Source organism: Sulfurimonas sp. HSL3-2, assembly GCF_039645965.1.
In the GTDB taxonomy this organism is placed as follows: Bacteria; Campylobacterota; Campylobacteria; order Campylobacterales; family Sulfurimonadaceae; genus Hydrocurvibacter; species Hydrocurvibacter mobilis.
Genome location: NZ_CP147917.1, coordinates 1,373,546 through 1,397,149 on the forward strand (window position 1 = coordinate 1,373,546; position 23,604 = coordinate 1,397,149).

Below are 23,604 nucleotides of genomic sequence, written 5' to 3' on the forward strand. Positions count from 1 at the left end.
TTGAAATTCATCCAATCAATTATTTTTAAAAAAATAAACTACCTAGAGAGCTTCTAGGTGTTTCATGAACTCTGTAGGTTCTTTGTAGCCTGTTACTGTATTGCTTTGACGGACATTGCCATCTTTGTCTATGAAGATGACGACCGGAGGTCCGAATACTCCGTATCTTTTAGACATCGCTTTTTGTGCATCCGTGTTTGCACTCAGGTCTGCACGAAGAAGGACGAACTCTTTCATCTTAGCGACTACGGCTTTGTCTTTGAATGTGATCTCGTCGAACTCTTTACATGCCGTACACCAAGAAGCGGAAAAGTCCAAGATCACTTTTTTGCCTTTTGCTTTCGCCAGTTCGGCATCAAGGTCATTTAGATTTGTCACCACTTTGAACTTGAGTTCATCGGTCTTGGTTTGTACCTCGCTTGCAACCGCTTTTGAAGTGAACTGATCCAGCGGAGAAAGTATGCTTTTCGAACCGCTGATCGCGCCGATGAAAAGAATGACACCGTAAAGCATGATGATGACCGCGAATATTTTCGAGACACTGTTCTCTCTCATACCGTTTTCAACTTGCAGCGGTTCTAACGCTCCAAACTGCACACCCGTAGCGATAGCCAGCATTGCCCATAGTATCATGATGATACCTTCGTCTAAGACACGTGAGACCATCCAGATAGCGACACCGATCATCATCAGACCGAAGATAGTTTTTACCATATCCATCCAGCCGCCGGGACGAGGCATGAACTTCCCTGCCCCTGTTCCTACGGCGATGAGCGGCAGACCCATACCTATGGAGAGCATAAAGAGTGCTGCACCGCCAAGAAGTGCGTCACCCGTCTGACCGATGTAGACCAATGCACCTGCAAGCGGAGCTGCGACACAAGGTCCTACGATCAGTGCAGATAAGAAGCCCATGATCGCAACACCGATGATACCGCCTTTGTTGCTTGTAGCACTGCTTACTCTTGACTGGATGAAGTTTGGCACCTGCAGTTCGTAAACGTCGAACATAGATAGAGACAGAAGTACGAAGATCCCTGCAAACGAGTAGATGACCCAAGGAGTCTGAAGCGCTGCTTGAAGATTTGCTCCAAAAAGACCTGCCAAGACTCCTGCGATCGTGTAGGCGACAGACATAGCCAAGACATAAACGATAGATAGGAAAAATGCGCGTTTCGTCGTAAGCCCTTCCCCTTGTGAGACGATGACCGATGAGATGATAGGGATCATCGGGAACACACACGGAGTCATAGAAAGTAGAAGTCCAAAGATCAAGAACATTCCAAGAGTAAGCAGGATGTTTCCTGATTTTAACGTATTTGCGATGCTGTCAGTCTCTGACAGCTGCATATCTGCAGGTTTTGAAGCTTTTTCTGAAACTATCTTAGATGTGTCGACACTTAAAGTGTATGAATGTTGCTGAGGCTCGTAACAAAGACCCTTTTGCGAGCACCCCTGAAATGCCAGATCAAGATCGACTTTTGCCGTCTCGTCTGAGCTTGAAAGTTTTTTTAGCTTTACCAAAACATGCGGAGATGTCGTAAAGACTTTGTCCTCTTCATGCATGACGCTTTGTGGAAGTTTTATAGATTCTATTGCTACTGCGTCATTCTTTTTTAAAGAGATCTTTAATTCATTTTCATAAAGGTAAATATCTTTTCCAAGAGCTATATCGACGACTATATTTGAGTTCTCATCTACGGTCGCGGATGGCTTAAATGCCTCATCAGGCATAAGAAAAGCCCTCGCCTGGGCAAGTGTAAAGACACTAAGCAGGGCTAAAAGTATCAGTTTTTTCATTCATTCGTCCTATCTCATTTTTTTGATATATTATATTATCTAATTAAGTTAAACAGCTAACGGAGTTGCTTCATTTTTTGCTGAATTTTAAAGTATGCGTCCCCATCTAGTAACATCTGCGGTACCGTGACGGCTGTCGTCTTCTCATCGAGTCTTTTTAGGCGGTTTGTCTCAAAAGAGGGTTCCTCTATCGAACTGAACCCGTCAGGTTTTTTGCCTGTAAGTGTTACTATACGCGAGACTGCATCGGTAAAAGCATTTTTATTTTCACAGTACTTAAACGCTCCTTCATAACAAAACGGCATCACTCTTCCCGCATATCTCAGCTTTTTGTCTTGAAAGACTTTTACGTCTGACGCATCTACATGTATGCTGCCAACAGGAGTGTATGCATTGTAGATGACGGCTTTTAGCTTAGCGCCTTTGGCATTTTTTATATCGTAGTTTATGGCTTCATAGGAGGCTAAGAAAAGGATCGTCTCAGCATCCGAGTCCTGCATCACTATATCCATGCCGTGGTCACTTCGTCTGCTCTCGTATGTCCCAAAAAGGTATACTTTCGTGTCTTTTGTCATCAGTTGTTTCAGACTCTCATCTTCTAACTGTTTTACAGGTTTTTTCATATTTACCTGCATATCCACCTGACCGTAGTTGTTAATATACTCGACCTCTATCCTGTATCTTTTTCCCGGTGCAAATTTATACGTAAAACTTGTGGAACGGTCTCCGTCATAGACGACCTCATCATTGATAATGATCTTGATCTTCGACCAGCTTATACTTACATCAAACTCATACGTAAGCGGTCTTGCAAAAGCAAAGTCGCCTATCCAGTACCCTACAAAATTATCGGCCGGTATACCGTGAAACTTGTTGTGTGAGTAATCTAGAGAGACCTTTGTGACGATCTCGCTGTATTTTACTTTAGAAACATCGAACTTGTCCATATAGTAGGCTTGAAATGCGTTGCTCGGCACATCCGCTTCGTTTACATGTAAGACATCGAACCAGCGCATCCCTTTGTAAGGGTAAAAAGGGTCGGCTACTCTTTTTGTAAGTTCCTCTTTCTGTACTTTTATGGCTTCTATCGTTGCATTGATCTCTTGGTATTTTTTTGCATCAAGCTGTAACTCTGGAACCGTTACCGAGCCGACTCTTTTATCTTCACTTTTTGTAAAGCCTGTTATCTTTTTACCCAGCAGTTTTTGCATCCATTCGCCAAGACTCGTGAACTCTTTAAAACTTGGACAGTGTATGCCCATAGGCGCTTGATTCACACACTCCATCACCCTTGGAAACACCGCATGTACTGAGGGCATCTTCTCAATGCGCAGCAATTTCACCTCACCGTCAAAATGAAACTTAGTCCCTATTCCGCTGTACACGACGGCTTTTGTGTTCGAGCCTTTTATATTCTTTATCTTGTATGCTGCAGTACCCGTGGAGTTTATAAAGAGGATGGAAGGTTTTGCCGAGTCTTTTAGGTTGAGCGTCTTGTCTGTGTACTGCGTCGTAAAGTAGAGGTTGTAGTCTTCCTCTTTGACTATCTTCCTCAGCTCCTGTGTCAGATTCTCATCCGAGATGACAGGTACATAGTCACTTATCCCGACATGCATCATCGTGACCGATACATCCGAGTTATAGACATAGAGTTCCAGATGATGTACACCGCTTGAAAACTCGATATCCAGCTTTTTTTTCATAGCTTTGACAGACTTTAGGAGTTTTCCGTCAAGATATATCTCCACCCTAGCCCAGTGGTTGTCGATGTATATCTCTTTTTTAACAGGAAGAAGAGCGACGAAGTAGCCGTCCATCTTTATATAGAAGTCTTTGTTTTTATCGTTGTAGAATTTTTTTGCGAAATAGTCTATATCTACTTTCGTATCGATCTTCGGTGCGAATTTTTTATAGTCGTAGATATCTACATTGTGATACGTGATATAAAACGCATTGAGAGGATACTCGAATATTTTTGGAAGAGAGGTCTTAAAGATCAAAAGTCCGACTATCAAAGCGGCGATGGATATGAGAGGGATGAACCCTCTATATATGACAAAAAACCGTACCAATACGATCATTGCCATCAAAAAAAGCAAAAGATACACTACAACGTCAAATACCAACATTAAATTTCCTCTATAGTCAAAAACGACAAATCATTACGCCATTATAAGTCAACTAACTAAAAAGTTTTATTTAACCTCTTTTGAACCTCGCTAAATATCCTTTCGACATCCGAAGAGTTTTTAGTCCCTATCTTGCTAAATATCAAAGTCGCTATCCAAGATGCGGCAAAGCCCGGCAGTATCTCATACAGATCAAAGATCCCGCCGTGAAGCTGTTTATATACTATCACCGTTACAGAGCCTGCTATCATCCCCGCGATAGCTCCGTTTTTTGTTATGTTGTGATTGTACAAAGAGAGTATGACAACAGGTCCAAAAGCCGCACCGAACCCTGCCCATGCATACGCCACAAGTTTTAGTACGCTTGAGTTCTCATCTGTCGAGAGATACCACGCGATGACGGCAATAGCCATAACAGTCATGCGCCCTACCCATACAAGTTCCTTATCTGTTGCGTCTTTTCTAAGGATGGCATGGTAGATATCTCTTGTGAGTACTGAAGAGGATACAAGCAGCTGTGAATCGATCGTACTCATAATAGCCGCCAAGATGGCCGCAAGTAAAAAGCCGGCGATCCAAGGATTGAAAAGCAGTTGAGAGAGAGTGATAAATATCTTCTCACTGTCTTTAAGGTCGACTCCGTGTGAGACGACATATGCAAGACCAAAAAATCCGACTGCCAGTGAGCCGATGATCGAGAGTATCATCCATGTCATACCTATGGTCTTCGCGCGGTTCATCTCATCTTCATGACGGATCGACATAAAGCGTACGAGTATGTGAGGCTGACCGAAGTAGCCAAGTCCCCAGGCCATTAAAGAGAGTATCCCTATAAATGACGTTCCGCTGACTATATCAAGGTTGGCAGGATCGACTGACTCTATGATCTTTAAGCCTGCACTCACTCCTCCGAGATCATATATGACGACCAGCGGTACTATGACGAGTGCCAGCATCATAAGTATCCCCTGTATGAAGTCTGTCCAGCTGACCGCATTGTACCCGCCTAAGAATGTATATGATACGATGATAAAACTCCCTATGATAAGAGCTGTGGAATAATCAAGATGAAATGTAGCCTCAAAAAGTTTAGCGCCTCCGACAAGCCCCGAAGAGGTGTAAAGCGTGTAGAAGATCAGGATGACGACCGCCGTCACGACACGAAGAGTATTCCCTTTGTCTTCAAAACGGTTTGAAAAGTAATCTGGTATGGTGATGGCATCATCAAGATGATGCGTATAGACACGAAGCGGTTTTGCCACATAATGCCAGTTGATAAATGCTCCTAAGATAAGTCCGACAGCGATCCAGCTCCCGACTATCCCCTGCGTATACATCATGCCCGGAAGCCCTAAAAGAAGCCATCCGCTCATATCTGACGCTCCCGCACTCAGAGCCGTTACTCCCGGTCCAAGACTTCTTCCTCCAAGTACAAAATCGCTTAAGTCATTAGTCTTAAAGTAAAAATATACTCCAATAGCTACCATGACTACCATATACGCTACGAACGAGACTATCAAGGGTGTCTGCATTATTTTTCTCCTTTTTCTTTTAGACCGCGAAGTCCTAGATTCCCATATCTATGGTAACTGTTCGAGACACTTTGTTCGACAAAGTAGTGCATAAGCTCGATACGTCCGTGAACGACAAACGGGTCTCTTGCGATGTAGACCGCATCATCGGCGACCGCTTCATAAATGAACTCCGAAACGTTTTGAGGTCTTAAGAAGCGCACTCTCTGCACCTCTTTCATGGACTCTGCCAAAGTGCTTTCATCTTCTAAGGCAAAACTGTCATTTTCATCGAGTAAAACTGCTTTTTTCTCATGCAGATAATCCAATGACTCGCTCTTATAATGCATAGGGATCGAGATATGCACACGTGCTCCGACTATCTTTGCTGCTGCTATGGATGCCAGCATCTCAAACAGGTTATCATCCTCCATAAATCTAAAAAGAACACTCTTTACACTCAGATACCTTATGACATTGCTCTCGCCTCTGATATTTGAATAATCATGTTCTTTGTTAAACTCGACATCCAGCCAGTACTTGAACTCGCCTATCGCCTTGCGCATCATCTCAAGACTAAATGCTATCTTGTTCTCCTCTTCAAAGAGGGGCTGCAGTCTGTCCATATAGAGGTTTAAAGCGTTAGAACTCTCAAAACTGATATCCATAAACTGAGATACGTAGTTAAACCCTCCCGCTTTTTTTCCGCTTCCTATCGCTGATTTTCCCATACCGCCAAAAGGCTGTCTGCGGACTATTGCACCTGTCGTCATACGGTTTATATAAAGGTTGCCGGCATGAAGTTTCTCTTTAAATATCTCCACTTCACGCTCATCCAGACTCTCTATTCCCGAAGTCAGTCCGTATCCCGTAGAGTTTACGATCTCTATCGCCTCTTCAAGATCCTCCGCACACATCACGCTTAGTACGGGACCGAAAAGTTCATTGAGATGACAGAAGTCTCCTTTTGCCGTACCGTACCTGATGGATGGCTTCAGCATATACGGGTTGTCGTCTGCATAAGAAGGCTTAAGCGCCCACTCCTCATCATTATCGAGATGATGCAGCGCTTTTTCCAAGTTTCCTGAAGGCTTGTTTGAAAGTGTCCCTATCTTGTTTTGCAGTTCCCAGACCGAGCCTACATGTAAGGATGTCGCCGCATCGACAAGCATCTTTTTAAAGTTCTCATCCTCATACACTTCACGTTCAAGTACAAGCAACGACGTAGCAGAACATTTCTGCCCCGAGTTGTTAAAAGCAGATGCCGCGACATTTTTGACCGCCTGGTCTCTGTCTGCAAGCGCTGTCACGATAGTCGCATCTTTACCGCCTGTCTCAGCGCTAAGATGGATATCCGGACGGGCTTTTATCATCTGCTGTGCGGTTGATTCTCCTCCTGTGAAGATAACAAAGTCGATCCCCTTGTCTTTTATAAGGTGCTCGCCTGCAGCATCTGCGCTGCATGGAACGAACTGCAGGGTGTTTTTACTCACTCCCGCGTCCCAAAAACATTGACACAGTCTATACCCGCACAGAACTGCATCCGATGAGGGTTTAAGTATTACCGTGTTTCCCGCAGCCAACGCCGCAGCTACGCCTCCCGTAGGTATGGCGATGGGAAAGTTCCAAGGGCTTACCACAAGCCCTACCCCTTTTCCCTCGGTTTTGATCCCGTCCAGAGCGTTCAATCTTTCTACGCTGTATGGATAGAAGTTTAAAAAGTCTATCGCTTCGCTGACCTCGACATCGGTCTCGGAGAACACCTTTCCCACCTCTGCCGCGGCAACACCGATAAGATCCGCTCTTGCTTTTTTAAACTCATCGGCGACATTCATAAGTATCTTTTGGCGCTCTTTAGAACTCAGCTCTCTCCAACCGTCAGGATCTGCTTTTGCTACCGAGACCGCTTTGTTCAGGTCATCTTTTAAAGCCTTTGTATAGCTTCCCACCATCACCTTTTGATGAAACTGAGACTTATCGATAACCTCGACACGCTCTTCTGAAGAGATCTCCTCACCGCTAATGACGGGCGCCGCATGAAAACCGCCGCTTTTTGAGATGTTTTTCCATTTATCGCGTATAGATTCCGCCCATCTTATGTTTTGCGGCAGTGCAAAGTCCGTATCGCTCTCATTTTTAAACTTATACCCTTGAGCCTCGATCCGAGGTGTTATGAGTTCAGCATTTCTGTCTTGCATGCGAAACGGCTCTAAAGCGATGCTTGGCAAAACCTCTACGGCATCATCATAACTTTTAAGAAGCGTCTTCCAAGCCGGAGTGTCTACGCGAAGTCCGAAACTGTGGCGCAGAAAGTTTTCTTCTGCCGTGTTTTCGTCAAAACGCCTGACAAGATAGGCAATAGCGTTTGTAAATGTCTTCGCCGTTGCTATGGGAGCATATAAGATGACATTGAGCCCCTCTTTTTTCAGGACCTGATATGCCGTTTCACTCATCCCCTCCAGCATCTCTGCAGTGTAATACTTTTCTACTCCGCGCTCACGCGCTAAAAGCATACCAAGCGCATGGTCGAAAAGATTATGCGAAGCGATACCCACATGCACGTAAGGAGTGACCTTTTCATCTATGAGATAGTCCATCAGGAGTTTAAAGTTCGCATCGGTCTCAGCTTTGTTCAGGTACGTCACGCACGGCCATCCGCGAAGACTCGCTTCTGTAAGTTCCATCTCCTGATTTGCACCCTTGACTAAACGGATCTTGATGGGGACTCCGCCTTTGTTTATCCTCGTCTTCGCCCATTTGACAAGCTTTTGCAGGTTTTTCATAGTGTCGGGAAGATAGGCTTGCAGGACTATTCCCGCTTCAAGTCCGTAAAACTCCTCTTTTGAAAGAGTCTGCATAAATGCATCGACGGTTATGTTGATATCGCGGTACTCCTCCATATCAAGGTTTACAAACTTATGCTGCTCCTTGCCGTGTGCATCGGTGAACTTGTTGTTCATCGCCGCTTTATAGATCGGTTCTAGTCTGCGTGAGATCTCATCCACACTCCACTCATGTGCTACAGGGACTATCTGAGAGAAGATGGTGGAAATCTTTATGGAGATATAGTCTATATTTGGATTTTGCAGGGCTTTTATATATTTTTCTATTCTCTCCTGCGCCTCTTTTTCGCCTAAGACCATCTCGCCTATGACATTGATGTTTACTCTGGTATGCTCTTTACGTCTTTTATCCAGATGTCTGTTAAGCGGAGCATCTTCACCCTTTATGACGATGCTGCTTATATCGTTACGAAGATACTTTATAAAAAGTTCGACCGAAATATCGGGCATATAGATACCGATATGTCTAAATGACCATACAAGGAGCTGTTCAAACTCTGTAAAAATATCCGTGTTCTCATATTTTTTAAAGATGTATTCCAACTGATCTGCGATACGTTTAGGATCGTGTGCACGAAAACTTTGATCTAAAAGCTCTATAAGGAAGACTTTATTCATTGGATCTTTGAGCATTCTCTGCATTATCTCATGAAATTTTTTCTCGCTGCTTATCCTGTTTTTTTCTATCTCAAGCTGCCAGTTCCTGGCTACACCTTTCGCTGATTCAAATGTTCTCTTTTGTATTTGCATTGCCATACCCTTTCTCCTCCTATGATAACAAATTAGATTTAAATCAAACTTGCACATCCCCTCGGCCTCCATCTGCCAAACAGCATAAGTTTAGATTGCAACCTGCAGATTTAAGCGCAATATTAGTAATATTTATCTACTCTACATGTATTAAGTTATTTAGGAAGATGATAATGTCAAACAGACTAGAATTTGAAGACTCTCCATATCTTCAGCAGCACAAGAACAATCCCATAGACTGGTACCCTTGGTGTGATGAAGCTTTTAAAAAAGCAGAAGATGAGCATAAACCCATATTTATCTCTATAGGCTACAGCAGCTGCCACTGGTGTCACGTGATGGAAAAAGAGGTCTTTGAAGATAAAAAGATAGCAACGTTTGTAAACGAACATTTCGTCTGTATAAAGGTCGACCGCGAAGAGCGCCCCGATATCGATAAACACTACCAAGAGGTGTATCAGCTTCTAAACCGCCGCGCAGGCGGGTGGCCGACATCTATCTTTGCAACGCCTCAGAACAAGCCGTTCTTTGCAGGAACATATATCCCCCTGCATAACAAAGAGGGTCATGTAAACATGATGGGCTTTAGTGAGATAACAAAGATCATCGCAGAAAAAGTCGCGCAAAAAGATGAGCAGATATTTAAAAATGCCGATGAGATAGTAAGTTTTTTAAAGCCGCCGGCACATCCGAAAGAGGCGACAAAACTTACAGAGGATATCCACAAGAACTTTATCGTCCAGGCGAACAGAAACTTTGAAAAAGTATACGGCGGATTTTCTGTGGCACCGAAGTTTCCGCATACCTCTACGCTTAGCACACTTCTAAACATCTCTACGCTTTATGAGAACAAAGAGATAAAACAGATGGTCACTTTCACGCTTGACAATATGATAAAAGGCGGGATGTACGACCTTGTAGACGGAGGCTTTTGCAGATACTCCACCGATGATAAATGGCTTGTCCCGCACTTTGAGAAGATGACCTATGACAACGCCCTGCTTTGTGAACTCTACACAAAAGCCTACCTTGCATACAAAGATGAAACCTACTTACATATAGCCAAACAGACAGCAGAGTTTATGATAAACTTTATGCAAAAAGACGATCTTTTTTACTCGGCAAGCGATGCGGACAGCGATGAGGGAGAAGGAACTTACTTCACCTATACGAAAGATGAAGTCGAAACCGCACTCATCATAAACGGTTACGAAAATGACGAGATATCGGTGATATTAAAGTTCTTACATGTAAGCGAGAACGGCAACTTTGAAGAGCGCAATATCATCAGGTTTGAAGAGAGTGTCAAACCCGACTGGTACGACAACGTCATGCATATTCTAAGTTCGTTAAGAGAGCATAGAAAATATCCTTTTATCGACAAAAAAGTACAGACCTCATGGAATGCCATGATGATAAAAGCGCTTTTCACTCTTGGGGAGATCGAAAGTAAATACACCGACATCGCAAAAAGATCTCTTGACGCTCTTTTAAAAGCGATGTATCTAAACGGACAGCTTTACCACTCGGCACTTATCCATAAAGAGCCGAAAGTCGGCGCGTTCTTGGAAGACTATGCTTTTATGGGGATCGCTCTTATATCGGCTTATGAACACACGGGCGACGAGTTTGACCTGATAACCGCGCAAAAATTTGCGAACAAGGCATTAGAAGAATTTTACGACAACGGAAGATGGTTCTTTAGCACGGGAGAGTTCACGACACAAGCCGAGGTAAGTGACAATACTTACCCCTCGACTGTAAGCGTAATGATAGACCTGCTGCTCTCGCTTGGCTCTTTGGTCGAAGAGAAATACACCGTTTTCGCATTTAAGACCCTAGAGTACAACTCTTATGACTTGGGAAGAAAACCGATCTATTCTCCGTATATGTTAGATCAGATGCTGAGATATCTCAAAGGCGACAGGATCATTAAATCCACCATTGAAAACCTGCGATCAAACGCCAAGGCAATAGCAGAGGTCAAATACCCGTACCTCTTAAAACAGCCAAGTACAAATAGCGACTATCTGATATGCGGTGCGAACAGCTGTTTTGCGAATACCGCCGATATCGGTCAGATAGATGAGATCATAAGCAACTCTATAACAGAGGAATAGAGTATTATGAATGCCCTTTATCTTATTGGAGAGTGGCTCGAAAACAGAGTCGATAAGATAGTCGATGCATGGCTTAGCGATAAAGATATAAAAGAGCTGTTCTTAAAATACAATATCGATATAAAAAAATTCTCCACGAAGTTTGCCCAAGCGATCCTTCTGCATAATATCGGAGTCATGCAGGAGACGAAACAGCCTGACGACTGCCCTATTATGAACAAGTTCGTCGATCTTATGCTTGAGAAAAACATCATATCCGAAGATATCTTTACCATCTGTACCCGTCTTAGAACGACAATACTGAAGAAACTTTGGGAGGAGTATCCCGACTTTTTTACCGATATCGCCTCTATTCAAAAGATCATCTCCATATTTGACAGAAACCTCTCCGGTGTCCTTGCAAACTTTGACAGAAAAAATATGGCTAACCGTGCACAAAAACAAAAAGAGCAGGAGTTAAAACTCTATCTTGAACGTTTACAGACAGTATTTGACGTACAGGACAACATCATTTTAAAGATACATGAGGGAAAACTTCATCTGGCAAATAAAGCGCTTTTTCTTACAACGGGAGTTAATGATATAAGATCTTATTGTGACAAATACAGCGCTCCTCTAGGGTTTATAAAACATGTCAATATCTTTAGCTCAATTTTCAAATCGGGAGAATATGGCAAATGGATAGAAAAAGTCATTCAAGAGAATAACGGCGAATGTACGGTAGAGCTTTTTAACCATATTACAAACAAAAGCTCTCTTATGCAGATGAAGGTCGCAAAGATCGATGATCTTAATGACTATATATTTACTTTTACAAATATCACCGAACAGCAAAGAGAACTGAAAAAACTAAAAGACATGCTCTATAAAGATTCTTTGACCGGATTGGCTAACCTTAAAAGATTTGAAGAGATCATCGAGAAAAAACTAGACAGACTGCCGGACAATAATTTTAAGATATTGATGCTCCACCTGCGTGGTTTTAAAATAACGAACGAGACATACGGAAAAGAAAAAGGCGAAGAGATCTTAAAGAACGTGGCAGATGTATTAAAAGAACACTATCCAAAAGAATCGGCAAGAATAGATATAGACCGTTTTGCCGTAATGAGTGAAGATATGACTCTAAGCCATGCTGAGACTCTTGTCAAAGAGATCGACGGTACCATCGATACAAGCAGTATCGACATAAACTCTGCAATAGTCCTGCTGCATGAGAAAGACACCAAAGAGAGTATGTTCGAGCGTGGTGAGATACTGCTAAACCATGTAAAAAACAACAAAGAAAAAACAGTTTATGATGAAAGCGTACTGCAGGAAAAAGAGAATGAGCGTTTAAAAGAACAGCAGAAGTTTCTTGAGCTTATGAAGCAGTACAAAGAGAACAATCAACATCTGCCGGTAACGAGCTACTACTTAGAGATACCGATAAAGTCTGACGCTGCTATTTTAAGTATAAACGACGATACGATAAGCGTAACTCTAAGAAAGATATCTCTGTTTTCTTTATACCGCGATGATCATGTCTATATCCAGATGCCTAAAAAACCGAACTACAAAGCCAAGGTAAAAGGTATCGATACAAAGGGAGACAAAGTCTTACTGGGAGAGTTTAAAACGGTCGAGACATCTCCGCTAGACAGAAGAAGCATACATGTAAAACTGCAAGAGCAGGTAGATATCACCATCAAGTCACGAAAAAACAGGATTGTTGCGGAACTAGACTCGCTTTCAATAAATAGTTTTGTTATTATAGTAGACCATCTTTATGATATCGAAATGGATACACAGCTCAATATGAGAGTCACACTCGTGAAAAAGGAACTGATGTTTAGAGGTCATGTGCACCTGATCATAGCCGTAGCGGACAAGTTTAAACTGATAGTGCATCTTACCCAGTCACAAAATATACAAGATGAACTTGTACCGTTTATATCTAACAGACAGATCGAAATAATTAAAGAATTACAAAAAAATGTTCTATAATAATAAAGTAAAGGGGCAGATATGAAAAGAGAACAGAGAACAAAAGAAGACAAACTTGTAAAAGTGATGATAAAAGAGTCCAAACTTGCTTACGAAAAAGAGCTGAAAATGCTTCAGATCGAACTCTTAAAGATGCAGAACCATATAAAAGATACGGGTATGAAACTGCTTATCCTTTTTGAAGGACGCGATGCTGCAGGAAAAGGCGGGACGATCAAACGCATAACGGAACACCTCAATCCCCGCGGTGCCCGTGTCGTCGCACTTGACAAACCCTCTGACATCGAGAAGACACAGTGGTATTTTCAAAGATATGTCAGCCATCTTCCTTCCGCCGGAGAGATAGTACTCTTTGACAGAAGCTGGTATAACCGTGCGGGAGTCGAACCTGTTATGGGATTTTGTACACCTGAGGAGCATGAGGATTTCCTGCGCTCTGTTCCGGGCTTTGAAAGGATGCTTATGAATGCGGGGATACTTGTACTGAAATTCTACTTTTCCGTATCTAAAGAGAAACAGGCGAAGCGTTTTAAAGACAGAAAAACAGACCCGCTTAAACACTATAAGATATCACCCGTAGATGAAAAAGCGCAAAAACTGTGGGATAAATACACGATCGCTAAATACTCTATGCTGTTATCTTCTCAGACACCGGGGACGCCTTGGACGATTGTCCGTTCAGACAACAAGAAACAGGCTCGCATCAACTGTATCAAGCATATCATCTCACATATAGATTATCCGGATAAGATCTCTGATGAGTTTTTAAAGACAAATAAAGAGATCGTCCTGGACGGGAATGAAGAGATCTTGATCATGGAATCGAATATGAATATTAAAAAAGAGATCGATTAACATTAAATTAACAATATTTATATATATTATTACATTTAATATATATTAGAGGCATAGTTTGAAAAAAATATCGATTATTTTACTATTATCATTACTTGCGTACAGCGATACTCTACCTATCTCAAGTGAAAAAAAAGAGATACTGCAGTTAAAACGTGAGCAGATAAGACAAGATATGCAGAGTTCTCAAAGGAGCTGGATATCCCCGCTCAATCTTTCTTTGTCCATAAATAAAAGTGAAGACGCCCTGCACAATAACAGTGAGACAAAAAATGCGAAGGTAGAGTGGAGTCAAGACCTTTTTAGAAGCGGCGGGATCTACTACACCGTTGAACAGGCAAAGGCTTCAGCAGAGGCAAACCTACTTGGTGTCGACATCGAAGAATCAACCTATTTAAAGCAGATATATACTTTAAAGGCGCAGATACAGCGTGATCAGCTCAAGATGGAGCAAGAACAGCTCACCCTTAAAAATATGGATATAGATCTTTTTATCATAAAAGCCAAATACAAAGTCGGAACGTCGGATATTAGCGAACTCAACCAAGCGACGATAAACAGAGACAATGCAAGAACAAATCTCATCATTACAAAGAACGCTCTTCATAATGAGATATATGAGCTGAAAAAACTGGTCGACAATGAAAACATAGACGCTATAACTCTTCCTGAGATCCCGATGATATCAAGAGATGAGTATTTAAATAAAAACCTTGAGCTCATCCAATACAAACAAAAAGATGTAGTCGTACAGGCAGGCTGGAAAAACAAACGCTCTGCCTATCTTCCAAAACTGACCTTTAACGGTTCATACGGATATGTGGATTACAGCGGGGACACGACAAGCTACAACGGGGATGCTTACAGCTATGGTGCCGTACTCAGCATGCCGCTTGATATAAACACAAAAAGCAGTATCGAGTCCGCGAGATTAGCATATTTGCAGACAAAAAGTTCACAGTCAGACCGTAAGCTGGAACTCGAACAAGAGTATGATAAACGCACAAGTACCATAGGTGATTATAAAGAGAAGATATCTGTCGCACAAGAGATGATAAATATGTACAGTGAACTCTATGACTTCACAAAACAGCAGGTAGATGCAGGATTTAAGTCACAATATGACTTAGAATCACTAGGGAACTCTTTAAAGATCCAACAACTTGAAGAAAAGATACAAAACTACAATATAACTATCGAAAAGATATCGCTCTATTTCGATACAAAACATGAAGGAAAATAAAAGATGCAAGAGATGAAAAAAGTCACAAGTTATAAAAGCAGCGGATTTCTATGGAAATCTCTCTTACTCTCCTTTATACTCGTCATCGCCTTTATCAGCTATAAGATCTTTATGCCAAAAGAGGATCAAAATGCATATACATACGTATCTGAACCTTTGAAAAAAGGGAACCTTGTCATAACCGTATCTGCGACCGGAAACATCCAGCCGATCGAACAGGTCGAAGTGGGCAGTGAGGTCTCGGGAACGATAGAAAAAGTGTTTGTAGACTATAATGATGTCGTTAAAAAAGGGCAGATACTCGCTGAACTGGACAAGACAAAATATAAAAGTGCGCTCAATAAAGCCGAAGCTTCTTTATCTGCTGCCAAATCATCGCTTGAGAACATGCAGGCACAGCTTTATCAGGCAGATTCCGTCATAACAAGAGACAAGATGTTAAAAGAGTCTACAAAAGGTGCTCTTCCTTCAAGAAATGACTGGGATAAAGACTGGTCGAACTATATGATAGCAAAAGCTCAGGTAAGTAACGCCGAAGCACAGGTCGAACAGGCAAAACAAGCACTTATATCTGCTGAGTATGACCTGCAAAAGACGACTATCTACTCTCCTATAGACGGCATCATCTTAGTTCGAAATATCGATCCGGGACAGACTGTCGCGGCATCTTTTCAGACCCCTGTCCTTTTTAACATAGCAAAAGATCTGACAAAGATGGAACTTCAAGCGAGTATCGATGAAGCAGATATCGCGAAAGTAAAAGCGGGTCAGGATGCAAAGTTTACAGTAGATGCATATGCCGATAAGACCTTTAAAGCAAAGGTAAGACTTGTACGCGTAAACTCTGAGATCGTCGAAGGGGTCGTGACATATAAAGCGATCATGAACGTCGACAACAGTGACCTGCTTTTAAAACCGGGAATGAGTGCCGACATCGATATCACGACGCAGACTATAGACAATGAGTTTATCGTTCCAAGAGCTGCCCTGCTCTTTATCCCTGTCAAACCCAAAACAAAGACATTTTTTGGATCAAGAACGGCTCCAAAAGCGAACATAGATCCAAAACCGCATCTTTGGATACTACAAAACGGCGAACCAAAAAAAGTATATGTAAAACTTCTTGGAAACAGCGGTTCATATTCTGCAATAGCATCTGATTCTCTAAAAGAGGGAGACCCTATTATCATTACTCAGGAAAAAGCAAAATGATCGAACTGAGAAGTGTGACAAAGACCTATGGAACGGCCGATGCAGCATCCACCGTTTTAAAAGATATCGATCTCAAGATAGAAGAAGGTGAATTTGTCGCGATCATGGGACCAAGCGGAAGCGGAAAATCGACGCTTTTAAATATTTTAGGAACGCTTGATGTCCCGACAAGCGGTACGTACAATTTTTTCGATACTGATATCGGAGCACTCAGCAAAGACCAAAGATCACTCTTTAGACGCTATGTACTGGGCTTTATCTTTCAAGGTTTCAATCTGCTTAAAAAAACCTCCGCTCTGGAAAATGTCGAGATGCCCCTTATCTATCTCGGAGTAAAAGCAAAAGAGAGAAAACAAAGAGCCCAAGATGCACTTGTCAGCGTCGGTCTAGAGGAGCGTATGAATTACGAACCCTCAGAACTCTCAGGAGGACAGCAGCAGCGTGTCGCTATTGCCAGAGCGATCGTTTCAAAACCGCAGGTGCTCATTGCCGATGAGCCTACAGGAAATCTTGATACAAAACGCGGTCAAGAGATCATGGAAATTTTAAAAGGGTTTAATCAAGAGGGGATAACCATCATCATGGTTACGCATGAGGAAAACATCGCCGCATATGCATCAAGAGTCATACATGTACTTGACGGTATCATAGAGAAGGATGAACACAATGCTCATTAATGCCCTGCTTCAGGCTCTGCGCGAAATCAGACGCAACCTTATGCGCTCCATGCTCACAGCCATCGGGATCGTCATCGGGATCGCATCGGTGATCGCTATGGTCAACATTGGTAAAGGTGCAAGTGAATCGATCACAAAAAGTATCTCAAAACTCGGAAGCAACACACTCTATATCCTTCCAAGCCAAGAGCATGGTCCGGGCAGCCAGTCGGCATTTGCAAAACCCTTTAAGATGAAAGATGTCGAGATCATAAAAGAGTCTGTATTTGCCCTGCAGGCAGTATCTCCTGCTGAAAGTACCACGTTGACCGTTTTATATAAAGATAAAAACTACCAGACAAGTATCCGAGGGATCAATAACGAGTACTTCACTATACAAAACTGGGATCTAAAATCGGGACGTCAATTTACAAGCAGTGAGCTTCGTACCGGTCTTGGAAGCTGTATCATAGGAAAAACTGTCGTAGATACGCTTTTTAGCCAAGATGAAGACCCCATAGGTAAAAAGATCCGTATACAGAACTTTTCATGTGAAGTCACAGGAGTCTTGGAAGCAAAAGGTGCAAATACATTTGGAAGGGACCAGGATGATATTATTCTCGTTCCTCTAAAACTGTTTCAACGACGCATCAGCGGTAATGACAACATACATCTTATCATGGCATCGGTCAAAGAGAACATCCCTCTGGAAGAAGCTACGGTACAGATCCAGCAGCTTATACGTGAAAGACGTCATCTAAAACCAGATGATGAAGAGAACTTTGCCGTTAGAAATATGTCATCACTTGTAAACACTATCAGTCAGATAACATCTATGCTGACCATTATGCTTGGAGCCGTAGCGGCGATCTCACTTGTAGTCGGCGGGATCGGTATTATGAACATCATGCTGGTCTCCGTCACGGAACGTACACGCGAGATAGGCATAAGAATGGCTATCGGTGCGATGGCGCAGGATATTCTGATCCAGTTTTTAATAGAAGCCGTAGTGCTTTCAGGTCTGGGTGGGATCATCGGAGTCGTTGTCGGTATTGCTATTACCGTAGGTGTCTCGATCGGAATGGATATCACGCTTATCATCGACCCGAGTATAACAGTCATTGCTCTGATGTTTTCTATGTTGATTGGAATAGTATTTGGGATAATCCCAGCAAGAAAAGCGGCGAACATGAATCCTATCGACGCTTTGAGGTATGAATAGTTTTTAAAAACTATTCATATTAAAAGATTATAGGAATTTTAAGATCTCAGACTCGATCATATCTTTTTCTATAACAGTCTTTTGAGCTATCTCTTTACTGAAAAGCTCTTTTATCATAGCAGGGATCGGCAGTTTTGCTTCTTCCGAGATCGCTTTAAGTGCATCTTCGTCACGTGCGTCAAGTTCACCAGTCAATGCATTTGCAATAGTAGGAGAGAACTTCGTCCACTCTGCAGTCGAGTAAGCGATAGTTTTCAAGTCTTTCTCTGCACAGCTCTCATACGCTTTAAAACATGTAGCAGTATGCGGGTCCATCAGATACCCTGATGCGAATGTGTCTTTAATGTACTTTTTACCTTCGTCGCCGTTACAAAAATCAGCTGCAAACGACTCTTGAAGTTTTGCAAGCTCATCTGATGTCAGTTCATAGACAAAGTTAGTATCAAGATCGTTCATAAGCTCTTTTGTACGCTTATCTCCAAACATATCATACAAGATACGCTCTACGTTTGACGACTTTAAGATATCCATCGCAGGAGATGTCGTAGAGACTACGCCGTGACCTACAAGATCGTATCTTCCTGTATTGATAAGACGTGTAAGAACATTGTTTTCATTTGATGCGATAATGATCTTTTCAACAGGCAGTCCCATCTTCATAGCGTAGTATCCGCCAAGAGCGTTCCCAAAGTTTCCGCTTGGAACGTCAAGATAGACTTTCTCACCCATCTCAATAGCACCTTGACGTACAAGTTCCAAGTAACTGTGGATATGGTAGATGATCTGAAATATGATACGCCCGAAGTTTACAGAGTTTGCAGCTGAAAGAAGGATGTTCTTCTCTTTTAGAGCCGACTTGAAACTATCACTTGCAAGAAGACGTTTGAGTGCGTTTTGTGCATCATCGAAAACACCGTTAATACCGATGACTTTCAGGTTTTTTGCATCTTCAGTGACCATTTGAAGACGTTGAACATCACTTGTCCCGCCGTCAGGGTACAGACATGCCACCTGAACATTCGCACGGTTTTTAAATGTCTCTAACGCAGCCGGACCGGTATCTCCGCTTGTAGCAGCTAAGATAAGATAGTTCTCGCCTCTTTTTTGAGCGATAGATGAAAGCACTACACCAAAAGGCTGTAACGCCATATCTTTAAATGCACGCGTTGGACCATGGTAAAGTTCACTTACGTAAAGATCGTCTCTTACTTTTACAACAGGAACCGGATTTTTAGCATCATCAAACTTGTCATAGAGATTTAGTGCTTCATCTATAACAGATTTGTCTATATCTATCTCAAAACGAGAAAGCATATCGCTTGCCAGCTCTTTATAGCTTGAGTTTAGATGTTTGTCTAAAAATGCCTGTCCTAGGTCAGGAAGTTCTTTTGGTACATACAATCCGCCAAATGAAGCGATAGGAGAAAGTATCGCCTGACTAAATGTCACCTCTTTAGGATTTTTACCGTCGTTGCCGCGTGTTTCAATAAAGTTCATATCATTGCCTAAAAAAATTTTTGAAATTATAGCGTAATTTGAGTACCTACACCCTCAGATGTAAATAGCTCTAAAAGTAATGAGTGTTCAACTCTTCCGTCGATGATGTGAGCCTTCTCGACTCCGCCCTCTACCGCTTCAAGGCAGGCATCTACTTTAGGCACCATACCGCCGTGGATCGTACCGTCAGCTTTAAGCGCTTCGACCTCATCACGTGTCAGTGAAGGAAGAAGTACTTTATCATTGTTTAGGACACCCGCCGTATCTGTTAAAAAGATGATCTTTTTAGCACCGACCGATTTAGCTATATATGAAGCTGCAAGGTCTGCATTGATGTTGTAGCCCGGGTGGCTCATCTCTTCACCTGCTGCGATAGGTGCGATGACCGGTACGAACTTTTCATCTAAAAGATTTGTGATGACATCGGCATTTACATTTTTGATCCTGCCCGTAAGTCCCCATTTTGCAAAGTCTCTCGGCTCTGCAGTGATAAAATGTGCGTCTTTACCGCTGATACCTATCGCTTTTGCTCCGTGAGAGTTGAGAAGCGAGACGATCTCTTTGTTGATCTCACCGCTTAGTATCATCTCCACTATACGCATAACCTCTTTTGTAGTGACACGCTGTCCTTCGATGAACTTTGTCTCTATCTTTAAAGCATCAAGCATATCTGTAATGGTCTTTCCCCCGCCGTGAACGATGATCGGACGGATGCCTACAAGATACATAAGCAGAATATCTTCTGCAAACTGCTCTTTTAACTGCGGTGACGTCTGCGCCGAGCCGCCGTATTTTATAACTATCTTTTGTTTTGCAAACTGTTTTATAAACGGCAATGCTTCAAGCAGTGTCTTTACTGTTTCGATTTTTTTTTGCATTACATGTCCCCTTTGACATAATTATCTATAAGTGTATATACTCTTGGCTCAACGTCAAGGTCTAGATCTAATATTGAAATATTAATACCAAAATCCTTGATTTTTACATAATCTTTAAAAGTTACAAGTAAAGATGCCGCTTTACTTGACTCCATGATCTCTTCAAGTTCCTCTTTTGTAAAGAAATGATGGTCTTCAAAATAGTGTTTACTCACCACTTTCGGCAAGAAGCCATCCAGTCTCTGAGGTCTTGCGATGGCTGTTACAAGTGCCATTTTCTCCGTCTCATTTTCTATATGGACAGCTCTTTTAAAATCGATCTCTTCCTGCAGAAGTTCGACCTTTTTTCCGCTCCATATCTTTTCGCGGTAGGGACCCGAAGGAAGACAAAAACCGTTTTTACTGCGGACATCTATAAGAAGATCAAGTTTTTTGATATGATGCTTGGAGTATCCGTCATCCAAAAAGACGAGTTTAGCACCCATCTCTTTTGCTTTTTTTATACCCTCTTCTCTTTTCTCGCTGACGATGACTATCGCTTTTGGTACTTTTAAGGCGTATATCATCGCCTCGTCACCGCTGGACTCTACATCACAGAGGATCTCATGACCGTTAGAGACTACATGTAAGCCTTGCGTCTTTCTTCCGTATCCTCGAAGGACGATGGCAACATTCTCATACTTTAATGCCAATGCAGTCGTTAAAGGGGTCTTCCCGCTTCCGCCTACGCTGAGATTGCCGATACTTACGACATCGATACCGTAATCTATCGTGTCGGTCATCTTATACTTTATCCAGACTATAAGACAGTAGATAAGAGTGAGCGGAAGGAATAAAAAAGATAAAAGGCGTTGAAAGATATTCGGTTCATACAGATATCTCTCAACCCAAAAGACTATATATTTTTTCAAACTCTTGTTTTTGCTATCTTTTTGATCGTGTCTACGACATACTTTATCTCTGCATCGCTCATCGCAGGAAAGATAGGAATAGAAAGTACTTTTTGGAACGTTCTAAGCGCAACAGGAAAATCATTTACTCTTAACATATACTTTGTTTTATAGTACGACAAAAGATGTAACGGTATATAATGAAGCGCTGTTTTGATGCCGTTTTCTTCCAACTCTTTTGCAAATGAATCCCTGTTTTTATCGACCTCTATGATGTACAGAGCAAATGCATGATCCTCATTGTCCAGACTCGGTAAAGAGATATGCGGCGTGTTTTTAAGTGCATCGTTATATATCTCCGCTATCTCGCGCTGTCTTTTGATGTTCTCATCCTGCTTTTGAAGCTGCGCGCTGATATATGCCGCATCAAGCTGACTCATAGTGTATTTATTTCCGATATCGATGATGTCATAGATATAGTCTAGTCCATCTTCGTTTACGACCATAGCATGGTTTCTAAGAAGCTTCGCTCTGTTTTTTATATCTTCATCATCCGTTACCATCATCCCGCCGTTGCAGATGCTGTTTTTTAGATGCGGAGAGAAACTGAAACATGTGATATCCGCTCCCGTAGAACCGATCTTTTGACCGTTATATGTCGCACCAAGTGAATCTGCGGCATCCTCTACTATCTTTACATCATAGATCTTTGCAATGTTATAAAGACGCTCCAGGTCGACACACTGCCCTGCTATATGGCTTACGATCACCGCTTTTAGTTTTCTTGAAGAGTTCTCCTCTAAGTAACTTTCCAACTTATCAAGGTCTATATTATAAGTCTTAGGGTCTATATCTATAAAAGTCGGTTCGGCATCGAAGTGGCGTACGACTTCAGGTACAGAAGGAAAAGCATTCACAGAACAGATGACCTTGTCACCACGCTTAAGATCAAGCGCCAGCATCGCTAAGTGAAGTGCTGAAGTTCCGCTTGATGTAGCTATGGCATATGTCGCACCGACGTAGTCTTCAAAATCTTCTTCAAGTTTTTCAACAAAGTTTATCTCATCACCGTCTAGAACATCTGCGATATGGTCATGCTCTGTGACACCGCTTTCCTGTCTGTAAAATGGAACTTCCATATTTTCTCCTTATAAGTTTATATCTCTTGGATAATTAAAATCATGATTGATCGTGCGTGAAGTCAGCTTCGCGATGACCGGCATCTTACGCTTAAACTGATTTGCATAGATCTTTTTGACTATCATATCCAGCATATCTTTATCTACACCGCGCTTGACTATCTCGTCAATGCTAAGTCTCTCTTCGACATAAAGTCTTAGTGCTTCATCTAGTTTAGCATAACTATACCCCAGATCAGCCTCATCGCTTTGCCCGTCCCATAGATCGGCAGACGGCGGCTTATCGATTATACTTTTTGTCACACCAAGGTGACGTGCCAGTTCAAACACTTCACTTTTATACAGATCGCCTATGGGATTGAGTGCGCTTGCTAAATCCCCGTACAAAGTACCGTATCCGAGCATAAGTTCACTTTTGTTACTTGTTCCAAGTACCAAAGCGCCCTCTTTTGCCGACATATCAAAAAGTGTGACCATCCTAAGCCTCGCTGAGAGATTCCCCTTACGAAGGTTGTTCATATCGGGATTTTCCGCCTCATATGCCTGCAGCATCGGAGCTATACTTTTTGTAATAGATCTCAGTCCAAAATCTTTACAAAGATTGTCCGCATCATCCAAAGAGTTTTGCGATGAGTACTGTGAAGGCATCTTAACGCATAAAAGATCATCACCGAATGCACGATGTGCCAAGACTGCGACCACTGCAGAATCGATGCCGCCGCTTAAGCCGACAACGACACGTTTAAGTCCAGTCTTACGAACTTCATTATCTAAAAATCGTACTAGATAATCGCTGATTTGTGCATACTTTTTCATACTCTATTTAAACCCTAAACTAAAAGTTATATTAACGAAAAATATTATATCGTAATT

General features: G+C 42.2%; 16 protein-coding genes. 7 read left to right on the plus strand and 9 right to left on the minus strand.

Translation table 11 applies throughout. The features are described 5' to 3' along the window. Positions 1 to 42: 42 nt before the first annotated feature. Genes dsbD through WCX87_RS06830 form a run of 4 tightly spaced genes read right to left on the minus strand, consistent with a single transcriptional unit; the run spans position 43 to position 9,039 of the window. Positions 43 to 1,800, minus strand: a complete 1,758-nt coding sequence (gene dsbD / locus WCX87_RS06815; RefSeq protein ID WP_345978714.1) for a protein-disulfide reductase DsbD — start codon at positions 1,798 to 1,800, stop codon at positions 43 to 45. A gap of 56 nt (positions 1,801 to 1,856) precedes the next feature. After that, a complete protein-coding gene (locus tag WCX87_RS06820; protein WP_345978716.1) occupies positions 1,857 to 3,929 on the minus strand; it encodes a hypothetical protein in 2,073 nt (690 codons plus the stop codon). Positions 3,930 to 3,985: 56 nt separating this feature from the next. Further along, positions 3,986 to 5,461: a sodium/proline symporter PutP gene (gene putP / locus WCX87_RS06825; protein WP_345978717.1), complete on the minus strand. Its 1,476-nt coding sequence runs from the start codon at positions 5,459 to 5,461 to the stop codon at positions 3,986 to 3,988. Further along, positions 5,461 to 9,039, minus strand: a complete 3,579-nt coding sequence (locus WCX87_RS06830) for a bifunctional proline dehydrogenase/L-glutamate gamma-semialdehyde dehydrogenase (protein WP_345978719.1) — start codon at positions 9,037 to 9,039, stop codon at positions 5,461 to 5,463. The genes putP and WCX87_RS06830 overlap by 1 nt, the downstream gene beginning before the upstream one ends. Positions 9,040 to 9,206: 167 nt before the next feature. Here WCX87_RS06830 and WCX87_RS06835 point away from each other — a divergent pair, with 167 nt between their 5' ends. From WCX87_RS06835 to WCX87_RS06865, 7 genes are read left to right on the plus strand one after another with little or no spacing between them, the layout of a single operon-like run. Then, on the plus strand, positions 9,207 to 11,153 hold the full coding sequence (locus tag WCX87_RS06835; protein ID WP_345978721.1) for a thioredoxin domain-containing protein: 1,947 nt from the start codon (positions 9,207 to 9,209) through the stop codon (positions 11,151 to 11,153). Positions 11,154 to 11,159: 6 nt separating this feature from the next. Further along, positions 11,160 to 13,139 (plus strand): diguanylate cyclase, encoded by a 1,980-nt coding sequence (locus WCX87_RS06840; RefSeq protein ID WP_345978723.1) that lies wholly within the window; start codon positions 11,160 to 11,162, stop codon positions 13,137 to 13,139. A 21-nt stretch (positions 13,140 to 13,160) separates the two neighbouring features. After that, complete coding sequence (gene ppk2, locus WCX87_RS06845) at positions 13,161 to 13,994, plus strand: polyphosphate kinase 2 (RefSeq protein ID WP_345978725.1); 834 nt, start codon at positions 13,161 to 13,163, stop codon at positions 13,992 to 13,994. 58 nt (positions 13,995 to 14,052) lie between these two features. Beyond that, entirely contained in the window at positions 14,053 to 15,237 is a 1,185-nt protein-coding gene (locus tag WCX87_RS06850) for a TolC family protein (protein WP_345978726.1), read from the plus strand. A gap of 3 nt (positions 15,238 to 15,240) precedes the next feature. Next, on the plus strand, positions 15,241 to 16,449 hold the full coding sequence (locus WCX87_RS06855) for an efflux RND transporter periplasmic adaptor subunit (protein ID WP_345978728.1): 1,209 nt from the start codon (positions 15,241 to 15,243) through the stop codon (positions 16,447 to 16,449). Beyond that, complete coding sequence (locus WCX87_RS06860) at positions 16,446 to 17,126, plus strand: ABC transporter ATP-binding protein (protein ID WP_345978730.1); 681 nt, start codon at positions 16,446 to 16,448, stop codon at positions 17,124 to 17,126. The genes WCX87_RS06855 and WCX87_RS06860 overlap by 4 nt, the downstream gene beginning before the upstream one ends. Then, positions 17,107 to 18,327, plus strand: a complete 1,221-nt coding sequence (locus WCX87_RS06865) for an ABC transporter permease (RefSeq protein ID WP_345978732.1) — start codon at positions 17,107 to 17,109, stop codon at positions 18,325 to 18,327. The genes WCX87_RS06860 and WCX87_RS06865 overlap by 20 nt, the downstream gene beginning before the upstream one ends. A gap of 27 nt (positions 18,328 to 18,354) precedes the next feature. Here the strand turns inward: WCX87_RS06865 and thrC are convergent, their stop codons facing one another. Genes thrC through WCX87_RS06890 form a run of 5 tightly spaced genes read right to left on the minus strand, consistent with a single transcriptional unit; the run spans position 18,355 to position 23,547 of the window. Next, positions 18,355 to 19,824: a threonine synthase gene (thrC, locus tag WCX87_RS06870; protein ID WP_345978734.1), complete on the minus strand. Its 1,470-nt coding sequence runs from the start codon at positions 19,822 to 19,824 to the stop codon at positions 18,355 to 18,357. A gap of 26 nt (positions 19,825 to 19,850) precedes the next feature. Then, entirely contained in the window at positions 19,851 to 20,702 is an 852-nt protein-coding gene (argB, locus tag WCX87_RS06875) for an acetylglutamate kinase (protein WP_345978736.1), read from the minus strand. Then, positions 20,702 to 21,613 carry a tetraacyldisaccharide 4'-kinase gene (locus tag WCX87_RS06880; RefSeq protein WP_345978737.1) on the minus strand — a complete coding sequence of 304 codons (912 nt, stop codon included), beginning with the start codon at positions 21,611 to 21,613 and terminating at the stop codon, positions 20,702 to 20,704. The genes argB and WCX87_RS06880 overlap by 1 nt, the downstream gene beginning before the upstream one ends. Then, on the minus strand, positions 21,610 to 22,731 hold the full coding sequence (locus tag WCX87_RS06885) for a DegT/DnrJ/EryC1/StrS family aminotransferase (RefSeq protein WP_345978739.1): 1,122 nt from the start codon (positions 22,729 to 22,731) through the stop codon (positions 21,610 to 21,612). Before WCX87_RS06885 ends, WCX87_RS06880 begins: the two co-directional genes overlap by 4 nt. 9 nt (positions 22,732 to 22,740) lie before the next feature. Next, complete coding sequence (locus WCX87_RS06890) at positions 22,741 to 23,547, minus strand: NAD+ synthase (protein WP_345978741.1); 807 nt, start codon at positions 23,545 to 23,547, stop codon at positions 22,741 to 22,743. Between the last annotated feature and the right edge of the window lie 57 nt (positions 23,548 to 23,604).